This window comes from bacterium (assembly GCA_026708055.1).
Taxonomy (GTDB): domain Bacteria; phylum Actinomycetota; class Acidimicrobiia; order Acidimicrobiales; family CATQHL01; genus VXNF01.
The window spans coordinates 1-10236 of the sequence record JAPOVS010000006.1 but is presented as its reverse complement, the minus strand read 5'-3'; the positions used below and the strand labels follow the sequence as shown (position 1 = coordinate 10236).

The window sequence follows — 10236 nt, the reverse complement described above, 5'->3', positions numbered from 1 at the left end:
GGTCCTCCTTGTGGGCCGGCTGGACGCCGGCGGTGCGCAGCTGTTCGAGGCTCTCCACACCCACTCCCCCCCCCCCCCCCCCGCATCCGTACCCTCTACGGCACCTGCCGGGTCGATCAGTTCGTCGTCCTCGTCCACACCGAGCACGCGGTGCGGCGAGATGCTCTCGACCGTGAAAGGCCCGGCCACGCGGACGGTTCGAGAGTCCTCGTAGGGCCGGTCGTAGAGAAGCTCGAAGTCTGCCTTGGCGGCGATTGAAGCGTCGATCGCCGACTGGCGCGTCCGACGCGCCTCTAGCACCGAATTGAGTGTCTCAACGGCTAACGCTGGCCAGTCGAAAGGAGCCTCTTTGGGCACCTCCCACTCGAGCAGCTCATGCGGAAGCGCACGTTCCCCGGAAGGCAGCACAACTTCCGTTGAATCGGTACTCGCAAAGTCAATAGATTCGCCTGCGCGTATGCCTGCACCTACCGTGAAGGGGGTGGCATGGCCTCGTAACGCAGCATTCAAACCCTTAAGAGCGCTATCGACTTCCGGCTGCATCTGCGCTACTAGAACATCAATCTCGGCATTCTTGGCTATGTCTTCCAACCTAATGTGGGGCACACGCCTATAGACGAATCCCTGGCGTACATCACCATACGACGGGCCGTCCGAGGGGTGGATGCGCTTGATCTCCGCTTCCTTCTCCTTGCCTTCTCGGCTGTCTGAAAGTAGGTAGTAAGGATGTCTGGCTCCCATCAGGCGAACCCGAGCCAGCGCCAACGCGACTCGCGAGGTGTCGATGGCAATCCAGCGGCGACCCCATTGTTCGGCAACATAAGGGGTGGTACCGCTCCCACATGTAGGATCAAGAACCAAGTCGCCGGGATCGGTAGCCATGAGCACACAGCGCTTGACTGCTTCGGTAGCAGTTTGGACCACGTAGATCTTCGGGTCGGTTCGACTCTGGATGCCGCCGATGTCCATCCAGACATTGTGGATCGGAAACACCGCGAAATCGTCGAGGAAACGAATCTGCCGTGGCGTACGACCCTCCACGGCAATTCGTCCAGCCTTGACCAGTCGGCTCAAGCCCTCGGCAGTGGTCTTCCAGTGCAGGTCTGACCGCGGCGGGAACCTGTCTCCTCGAAAGATCAGATCCTCATCTCGCGCCGACGCGCCTTGTGACGTCAGCTGATCTGACGTCACAAGGCGCGTCGGCGCGATGTCGTGGAATCTGAGAGCAGACAGGGTTTCCGCAGGCTTGACTTTTGTTGCTCCTTCTGAGCCTGCTACTTTTTCGCGCCACAGGTTGCGGTATTTGAGTGACGAACGCGACTTAGCGTACCACAGAATCATATCTGACACCTGCGCAAGGTATCTTGATGGAAAGCCGGTTGTCTTGTTGAATACAATCTCAGCAACAATTGACTCTGGCCCAAATACCTCATCCAGGACTGACCTGATGCGATGAACATTGTCATCACCGATCTGCACAAAGAGTGAGCCCGACTCGGCGAGGAGATCGCGAGCTATTTCTAGCCGATCGCGGAGGTATGACAGGTAGGAATGGATTCCGTCCTGCCAGGTATCGCGGAACGCCTTTACCTGTTCGGGCTCGCGCGTTACGTGACCAGCCTTTCCATCTGTCACGTCGCGGCTTGTCGTTGACCACTGGAAGTTTGAGTTGAACTTGATGCCGTAGGGCGGATCGATGTAGATGCACTGCACCTTGCCGCGCAGCCCTTCGCGCTCGGCCAGTGAGGCCATGACCAGCAGGCTGTCGCCGAGGATCATGCGGTTCGACCAGTTGGCGTCGTGCTCGTAGAAGTCGGTGCGCTCCACACCCTCGGGCAGGCCGTTGAAATCCGAGAACAGGTCGGGCTGAAACCCGTCCGATGCCGCGGCCTGCTCCGCCTTGTTGCGACTGCTGCGCCTCATCAGGTCGTCGATCAGCGCCTTGGGATGTACCTTCTCCTGGATGTACAGCGGCGGCGCGTGGACCACCAGGTCGTGCTGGTCCTGTTCGTCCTTGCCCCGCCAGACGAGCTGCGGGTCGAGATCCCGGTTGCGACGCTCGTAGGCGACAGCGACCGAGTGCTTGTCATCATGGGGCATAACCGAGCGGTCCTCGGCAGTGGGAATGTTCGTCCGCTTCGCCGAGTCGTGGGTAATCGCCTCGACCTGCTTCGGCCCGGTCTTCCTAGCCGGCATCGGCCGACCCCTCGTCGATCGCCTCGCCAATCAGCTCCCGCAGTCGGGGGAGCAGTTTGGGGATTTCCTCGTGGACTACCTGCCAGACGGTGTCGTCAACGACGCTGAGGTATCCATGCACGATTCGGTTGCGCAGCCCGGTGATTGCCCGCCACGGAATCTCGGGGTGCGCATCTTGAATCGGGACCGGGACATTGTTGGCGGCCTCGCGAAGGATGGTGAGATTCCACAGCACAGATTCGTGAGTAACGTCGGTGGCAAAGAATGTGGGGCGATCCAAACCCGACGCGCGTTGAGCGACCTTCACGCAGCACTCGATCATGTCGCGGACATAATCGTCCCAGCGGCGCTCAGACATGGATAGCCTCGGCCTCGACGTTCGGACGGATCTCAGATCGCAGGCTCGGCTCGACGACGAGGTCCACCGGACGACCGAGCAGTTCTTCCAAGTAGGCCTCCAGGTCGAAGGGGCGAGTCCAGCCGGGACGTTCGTCAAGTCGCACGAGAACGTCGATATCGCTGTCAGGCTTGGCTTCGTCGCGAACCGTCGACCCGAAAAGCGCGATGTCAACGACGCCGAAGCGGGCGACAATGGCCGGCTTGTGCTCGCGCAACAAGGCCAGGACCTTCTCGGCGGTCAGCGGCGCGGGGCTGCCGGACGTCTCGTGCCCCCCAGCGAGGGCCGCTTCGATCCGCGCCGCGAAGTCTGCCGCCATCGTGTACCTGTCTGTGAACTCGGCGAACGACCAGCGGCCGTACCCGCCGAGGTTGTTCACCCCTGGCACCCAGTACGTCTCCATCGTGGCCTTCTTCTCCTTGGCGTCCTCGCCTCGGTACCCCTTGACCTCCACGACGAGATGCAGCGGGTCATCGGCGCCGCGTCCGTCGTCCACGAGAACCACGAAGTCGGGAAGGTAGCGGTGCGACTCCGAGCCGATCCGGTACGGCACCTCGAGGCCGAGGCCCTGATTCTTGACGTAGGCGCGCACCCGCGGATGCGACTCCGCCACCCGGCAGAACTCGCCCTCCCACTCGCTGTCGCAGACGGCCCAGTTGACGTGGCTGCGGCCTGGATGGGTCTGCCATAGATTCTGTTTCGAGGTCGCAAACCGCACCTGGCGTGTGGAACCGGCAGGGTTGTAGGGATCGAGCACAGCCTTGACGGGCATCTTGCCGGCGAACCGGCGAGTGATCCCCGCCGTGATCCGCTCGCAGGCAATGTCGGCCAGGCTCTGGTACATCAACTGCGCCGGGTAGGTCCCACCCTCGCACACCAGATGCTCGTCGAGCCACCGGCGCGTGATCCGCTTGAGCTGACCGAACAGATGGAGTTTCGGCGCCTCAGCGGGGTCACGCCACTTCGTCTCAAGCAGACGGCCGGTGAGGAGGTACGCGATCGTCGAGAGGCGCAGATCGCCGAGATGGTCGACGTCAAGGTCGATTCCGGTGCCGATGATCCCCTCGTTGCGGGTGACCGTCGGTCCGATGTGCTCGGGCGTGAGGACGAAGGTCGAGTCGTCGGTGAACGCGGCGTCGAGCCGTTCGTCGGGAAGCTCCACGCGATAGCCCGCGACGCGCGGGAACCGGATCTCGAGTTCGTCGCGCTCGGGCGAGACGGCGTGGACCTGCACGGTCCGGCGCGGCGGCTGCGGCGGCGCCACGACCGGCTCAGCGGTGAAGTCGAACGGGATGCCGAGCACGTCCGCGTACTCGACGTCGAAGAGGTCTTCGTCGTTCAGGTCGTAGGACTGGCGGCGCAGCGCGCGCCCGATCACCTGCTCGCAGAGCAGCTGTGTCCCGAATGCGCGCACGCCCAGAACGTGCGTCACGGTGTTGGCGTCCCACCCTTCGCTCAGCATCGCCACCGAGACGACGCAGCGAATCGACTCCCCCAGCTGACCGGGCTTGCCGACGGTGTTCATGACCTCGCGCAGCAGGTCCGCGTCGCTGATCTGCTCGGCGGCGGCGCGGTCGCCCGTGCGCTGCACCTGCTCTCTGCGGAAGCGCTCGATCTCGGCCGCGGCCGCCGCCCGGAAGGTCTTGTCGAGCCCCTCGCCGGACTCGAGCTGCTGACTGTCGATCAGCAGGGTGCGGGGACGGGCGTACGGCTCGCCGTTCTCGTCGAAGTTGCGGAGCAACGCCAGTCTTCCCTGTTGAAGGGCCTTCGTGCCGTCCTGTCGCTCCTGAAAGAAGCCGGATATGTAGTCGTAGACGAGCTTCGAGGTGGCGGTGTTGTTGCACACGACGATGAAACAGGGAGGGACGCCGACGCCCGCCTGCTCCCAGAGTTCGAATGTCTCGGCGTAGTGGCCGTAGACCGCATCCAGCGCGGTCTGCAACTCGACGGGGATGCTGAGCGGGTCGAGCGCTCCGGCTTGACGCCGGCCCTGGCGTGGCATTCTCGACCCGATGTGGCCCCAGAGGTTGCGGAACACGGGTCCGTCGGTGCCGGAGACGTTGTCGGCCACCGGCACTCGGGGGAGCTTCACGATCCCGCACTCGATCGCGTCCATCAGGGAGAAGTCGCTCATCGTCCACGGGAAGAGCGTGCCCTCGGCGTAGCCGGAGCCGCGCAGAAAGAAGGGCGTTGCCGACAGGTCGATCACCCGTCGCAGCCCGAGCTTGCGGCTCACGGCCTCCAGGCCTCCGATCCAGAGTCGAGCCGCCTCCCGGTTCCTCTTGGCCTCCTCCCGGTCGTCGCCCTTCAGTTCCTCCTCGGCACTCTCCCCCGGCTTCTCCCTGTAGCAGTGGTGGGCCTCATCGTTGAAGGCGAGGATCGAGCGCATACCCAGCAGCTCGGGAATCACCCTCTGCAACATCTGCCCCTCGGTCTCGATCGACTCGATTTCGGGGCCTCTGCCCCGGAGCAGTGAACGGCCACCCTTGGACAACTCGAGCGTCTCGCGCCGCTTGAAGGCGTGGTAGTTGGTGACAACGATCCTCGCCCGCTCGATGTCTGCGAGCATGTCACGGGGAACGAGTTCGCGGCTCTGGTAGTAGCTGCCTGGATCGTTCGGCTGCAACACCCGCAGCCGGTCTCGGATGGTCAGGCCGGGCGTGACGATCAGGAATCCCTTCGTGAAGTTGCGGCTGGCGGGCCTCCTGACAGCGTTGACCGTCTGCCAGGCGATCAACATCGCCATGACGGTCGTCTTGCCCGCGCCGGTCGCCAGCTTGAGTGCCAGTCGCGCCAAGGTGGGGTTCGCCTCCTCGTTGGCAGCGTCGAGGTGATCGAGGATGTCCCGCGTCCGGTGGTCGCGGCGGCGAGGCGCCACTTCTGTCAGCCAAATGACGGTCTCAACCGCTTCGAGCTGGCAGAAGAACGGGCGGATGTCGCTGAAAGTGTGATGGCGCCAGTGCTTAAGGAGCCAGGCCGTCTCGGGAGTCACCGCCCAATCCGACTCTGGAAGCTCGCGCCAGCGGTCGACATGCCCCCGCAGCGCGTTGATGGTCGAGGTCGGGTCGTATTGCTGGCGCTCGCCGGACAGCCCGGCACCTTCATCCAGCGCCAGCGACTGCTGCGCGGCACCCTCCCGCACTCGGGGCTTGGGCACGGCTGTGATGTAGGAAGCGGGGCGGCGGGTGTCGACCACCCGGCCGGTGGGTTCGCGGTGCTCGTCGAGTTCCCAATGGCGCGCCGGATACCGGTACGGCGAGTTGAGGATGGGAGACTCGAAGAAGCGGTCTGTCACTGAAGGCCCGATCTTGCCGCGGCTACTCGGCGGTCGGCCCGGCCGATGAGGCTCGCCGATGCGTGAAACAAAACTCTAGCCGTCCGCCTCCCCGGGCAATGACTCGGCACGCGGCGCCGTTGGCTCGGCGAGGCCGAGGCGTTGGGCGAGGCCGATGCGCTGGAGCTTGCCGGTGGGGCCCTTGGGGAGTTCGTCGCAGAAGACCACCCGGCGCGGGACCTTGAACGCCGCCAGCGAGCGCCCGACGTGGTGGCGGAGTTCGGTCTCGGTGGCAGTGGCGGCGTCGGCCAACACCACTGCCGCGGCGACCTCCTCGCCGAGTTTGTCGTGCGGCATGGCGAACGTCACGGCCTCGGCGACGGCTTCGTGGCGTAGCAGCACCTCATCGACCTCCAGCGGTGAGACCTTCTCGCCGCCGCGGTTAATCTGCTCCTTCAGCCGGCCGGTCAGGAACAGGTAGCCGTCGCCGTCCAGGTAGCCCTCGTCGCCCGTGCGGAACCAGCCGTCGGTGAAGGCGGCCTCGTCGGCTGTGGGGTTGTTCTCGTAGCCGTCGATGACGGTGGGGCCCTTGATGGACACCTCGCCGCGGGTACCGGGTGGCTGCGTCCGATCGGCCTCATCAAGGATCGCCAACTCGATCCCCGCGGGCAGGCCCACCGAGCGGGTCTTGGCCTCGCCGGGGGGTAGCGGGTTGGCACACATCTGATGGGTGGCCTCGGTCATGCCGTACGACTCGATCACCGGCACGCCGAAGAGCTCCCGCAACTCCTCGAGCACCGGGCCCGGCAGCGAGGCCGAGGACGACCGCACGAAGCGCAGACGGGCGGACCGCGCCTCGCGGGCGTAGCGCGCCGACCGGGCCAACACCATCTGGTGCATCGTCGGGACGGCCGTGTAGTACGTGGGGCGCAGGTCCCGGAGTTGGCCGAAGAACCGGAAGGCGTCGAACCCCTCCGTCGCGACCACCGAGCCGCCTGCCGAAAGCGGCGCCAGCAGGCCCGCCAGAAGGCCGTGGATGTGGAACAGCGGCATGACGTTCAGCGAGCGGTCAACAGCGGTGAGGTGCAACGACTCGGCGATCTCGGCGGCGGAGCACCCGAGGTTGCGCTGGCGCAGCGGCACGATCTTGGGCCGGGAGGTCGTGCCGGAGGTGTGCAGTACCAGCGCCACGTCGTCGGGGCCGGGGGCGGCAATCCCGCCGGAGGTACCCGCTCCGTGGCTGCTGCTCGCCACTGGATTCCGGCCCCGGATCGAGTCCGGGGCCCGCTCTTCGCCGGAATGACGGTCATCGGGGAGCAATTCGAGAGCATCGAGCGACCCCTGCATCCGGAGACGCAGGACCTCGTCCCCCGCCGCATCGCGGGCGGCCTCGCCTCCGCTGTCACCGGTGATGAGAACCCGCGCCCCGAGATCCTCCAGATAGAAGCGCAACTCGTCGCTGCGATACCGGGGATTCAGCGGCGCGGCGCAGCCGGTGACCGCAGCAGCCAGGAACGCCACCGCCGCGCCTGGTCCGTTCGGCAGAACGATGGCAATGCGATCCTCCACCCCGACGCCAAGAGCGCGCATCCAGTCGCGGAGTCTGACCAGAGTGGCACGCACGTCGTCATGCGACAGCACCGATCCGTCCTCGGCCAACAGCGCGGGATTGCCACCGACGCCGGTGCAGAGCAGGTCCCAGACGGTGTCAGCCATCGGTCCTGATCACAGTCGACGAGGGCGGGCGCACCCACGAAGCTGTCGGAGACTGGATTCCGGCCTTCGCCGGAATGACGGTCTGAGAGCGGCGGTGGCGGGCACTGCTCAGGTTGGCTGCGTAGCCTGGAGGCGGCGGTTGAGGAGGGTGACCAGGGCGTAGACCGAGGAGATCGCGGGCGTGGGGACGCCGGTCAGCTCGCCGAGCTCCACGAACACGCCGACCAGCGGGTCAACCTCCAGGGGCCGGCCCGCCTCGGCGTCCTGCAGCATGGAGGTCTTGTGCTCCCCCACCTTCTCGGCGCCGGCGATGCGCTGCTCGACCGTGATGCGGATGCGCACGCCGAGCCGGCGGGCGATCTCGGCGGCCTCGTTCATCATGGCCGCGGCCAGGACCCGGGTGGCCTCGTTGCGGCAGATCTGCGCCAGCGTGGCCCCGGTGAGGGCGCTGATGGGGTTGAACGCCAGGTTGCCCCAAGCCTTCACCCAGAGATGGGAGCGGATGTCCGCCAGCACCCGGGAGGTGAACCCCGCCTCTCCGAAGGCCGAGGCCACGGCTGCGGCACGTCCAGAGCGACTGCCGTCGAGTTCGCCCACGGGGAAGCGGTCGCCTTCGACGTGCCGGATGACGCCCGGGCGGACCTTCTCCGCGGCCGGGTAGGCGACGCAGCCGACGATGCGCTCGGCCAGCACGGCGGCGGCCAGCGCGCCGTCGGGGTCGAGGGTGCGCAACCGCCGGCCGTCGTGGGGACCGCCGTGGCGCTCGAAGTACCACCAACCGATGCCGTTCTGCACCGGTACCACCACGGTGTCGGGCCCGTAGAGGTGCCCCAGATCATCGGCGACCGCGGCAATCTGGTGTGCCTTCAAAGCCAGAACCACCACGTCGTGCGGTCCGAGTGCCGCGAAGTCATCCGAGGCCACGATGTCCGGCGTCACCACCTCCCTGCCGTCGGCCTCCAGGAGCCGGAGCCCGTGGCGCCGGATCGCGGCCAGGTGGTCGCCGCGGGCGACGACACTCACGGCCTGACCCGCGGCGGCCATCCGCACCGCCATCAGGCCACCGATCGCCCCGGCCCCCACAACACACACCCGCACGGGGCCAGTCTGCCACCATCAGCGTTCGCTCCAGACCGGGCAGAGCGATCCCGCTGCCCCTTGAGGTGGGGTCGGGCGTGGCGCATTGCGACGCCTTGCGCCTGCGCCGAAGGAGCAATCGCCATGCCCGACCCCACCGCGTCGAAAAGACAGAACCCGTCCGGCGACTGGCGCGGGCGGGGGCGGCGATGGGCGACTCCTCGCACCCGCGCCGAAGGAGCACTCCCCGCCGCAGAGCGCGCCCACGAGCCGGTCCCTGGGCGGCTGGACGGCTTGCGCCCGCGTCGAAGGAGCACTTCGGGCCGCGGACCCCTACGGAGACGCCGCGGCGCGTTACGGAAGCTTGAACCGCGGCGGGCGCTCAGCCAGCTTGTGCGACCGCGAGCCCGAGGCGGGCCGCCGCGGCGAGAAGCTCCTGATCGCCGCTGATGAACACCGTGTCGGTGCCCGCGACGGCAAGCGCCGCTGCGAGATGAACGGCGTCGTAGCCGCGCAGGCCCTCTTCCTCTGCCAAGCGACCTGCAGTCCAGACGAGGCTCTCGGTCACCTCCACACTGGCGATCTCCGAGGCGATCTCGTCGAGTGACTCGACGGAGGCTGCAGAATCATCGAGAGACAGCCGCCCGAGCCGCTGGGCCCTGGCGAGTGCGGCGCGGGCCTCGACGTAGAGCAGACGGCTGCTGACGGCTTGTGTTGCATCGTTCCAGAAACGCTCGCACAGCGGCGACCCCGGCTCGTCGATGATGAGCGGGATGATCGCTGAGGTGTCGAAGTAGACGATCACCGCCGCTGCTCGGCCACCAGGTCACTCACGGTGCCCGCGCACCTGATTCCGGGACGGTTCCGTGGCGACTTGACCGACGGTGCCGGCGTGACGAGCTCTTCGGCGATCAGCCGATCCAGCGGACGGCCACCTTCCAGCGGAACCAGACGCGCGACCGCCTTGCCGTGATCCGTGACGGTCACCTCGCCGCCCGCGCGCACGGCGCTGACGTAGTGGCTCAAGCGGTTGCGCAGTTCCCGGATTCCGACTTCCATACCGTCAGCGTAGCGCGATTCCACACAAGGATGTAGCCACATTCCGCCACCGACCCCCGCAGCAGACGCCTGAACGGCGGGCGGCGGAAAACGACAGAACCCGTCCGGTGACTGGCGCGGGACGGGTTCGTGAGAAGTTCCGGCGGCGACCTACTCTCCCAGGACGTCTCCGTCCAAGTACCATCGGCGCTGGTGGGCTTAACTGCCGTGTTCGGGATGGGAACGGGTGTGGCCCCACCGCTATGACCACCGGAGATCTGTCAACCGAGGTTTCCCTCGAGAACTCCATAACGAGCACGAACTTTTCCGTAGAAGTGGTTGAAACCCAAGCCCTCGGCCGATTAGTACCGGTCAGCTGAACGCGTTGCCGCGCTTACACTTCCGGCCTATCAACGTGGTAGTCTGCCACGGGCCTTACCCGGTTTACCCGGTGGGAGATCTCATCTTGGAACAGGCTTCCCGCTTAGATGCTTTCAGCGGTTATCCTTTCCGCAGGTCGCTAACCAGCCATGCCCTT

Annotated in this window: 7 protein-coding genes and 2 rRNA genes; all 9 read right to left on the bottom strand. The window is 66.2% G+C overall.

Going from position 1 to position 10236, the window contains the following annotated elements:
* A partial coding sequence (locus tag OXG55_00365) for a site-specific DNA-methyltransferase (GenBank protein ID MCY4101710.1) occupies positions 1 to 2196 on the bottom strand: 2196 nt, incomplete at its 3' end.
* The gene (locus OXG55_00360) at positions 2186 to 2554 is read right to left on the bottom strand and encodes a DUF86 domain-containing protein (protein ID MCY4101709.1); all 369 of its coding nucleotides are present in this window, start codon (positions 2552 to 2554) and stop codon (positions 2186 to 2188) included. The genes OXG55_00365 and OXG55_00360, both read right to left, overlap by 11 nt.
* Positions 2547 to 5888 carry a nucleotidyltransferase domain-containing protein gene (locus tag OXG55_00355; protein ID MCY4101708.1) on the bottom strand — a complete coding sequence of 1114 codons (3342 nt, stop codon included), beginning with the start codon at positions 5886 to 5888 and terminating at the stop codon, positions 2547 to 2549. Before OXG55_00355 ends, OXG55_00360 begins: the two co-directional genes overlap by 8 nt.
* 75 nt (positions 5889 to 5963) lie before the next feature.
* Entirely contained in the window at positions 5964 to 7583 is a 1620-nt protein-coding gene (locus OXG55_00350) for an AMP-binding protein (protein MCY4101707.1), read from the bottom strand.
* A 108-nt stretch (positions 7584 to 7691) separates the two neighbouring features.
* The gene (locus OXG55_00345; protein ID MCY4101706.1) at positions 7692 to 8681 is read right to left on the bottom strand and encodes a 2-dehydropantoate 2-reductase; all 990 of its coding nucleotides are present in this window, start codon (positions 8679 to 8681) and stop codon (positions 7692 to 7694) included.
* Positions 8682 to 9042: 361 nt separating this feature from the next.
* A complete protein-coding gene (locus OXG55_00340; protein MCY4101705.1) occupies positions 9043 to 9465 on the bottom strand; it encodes a type II toxin-antitoxin system VapC family toxin in 423 nt (140 codons plus the stop codon).
* Positions 9462 to 9719 carry a type II toxin-antitoxin system prevent-host-death family antitoxin gene (locus OXG55_00335; GenBank protein MCY4101704.1) on the bottom strand — a complete coding sequence of 86 codons (258 nt, stop codon included), beginning with the start codon at positions 9717 to 9719 and terminating at the stop codon, positions 9462 to 9464. The genes OXG55_00340 and OXG55_00335 overlap by 4 nt, the downstream gene beginning before the upstream one ends.
* A gap of 137 nt (positions 9720 to 9856) precedes the next feature.
* Positions 9857 to 9973: ribosomal RNA gene (rrf, locus tag OXG55_00330) — 5S ribosomal RNA — on the bottom strand.
* A gap of 67 nt (positions 9974 to 10040) precedes the next feature.
* Positions 10041 to 10236 (bottom strand): 23S ribosomal RNA (locus tag OXG55_00325); the annotation flags it as partial.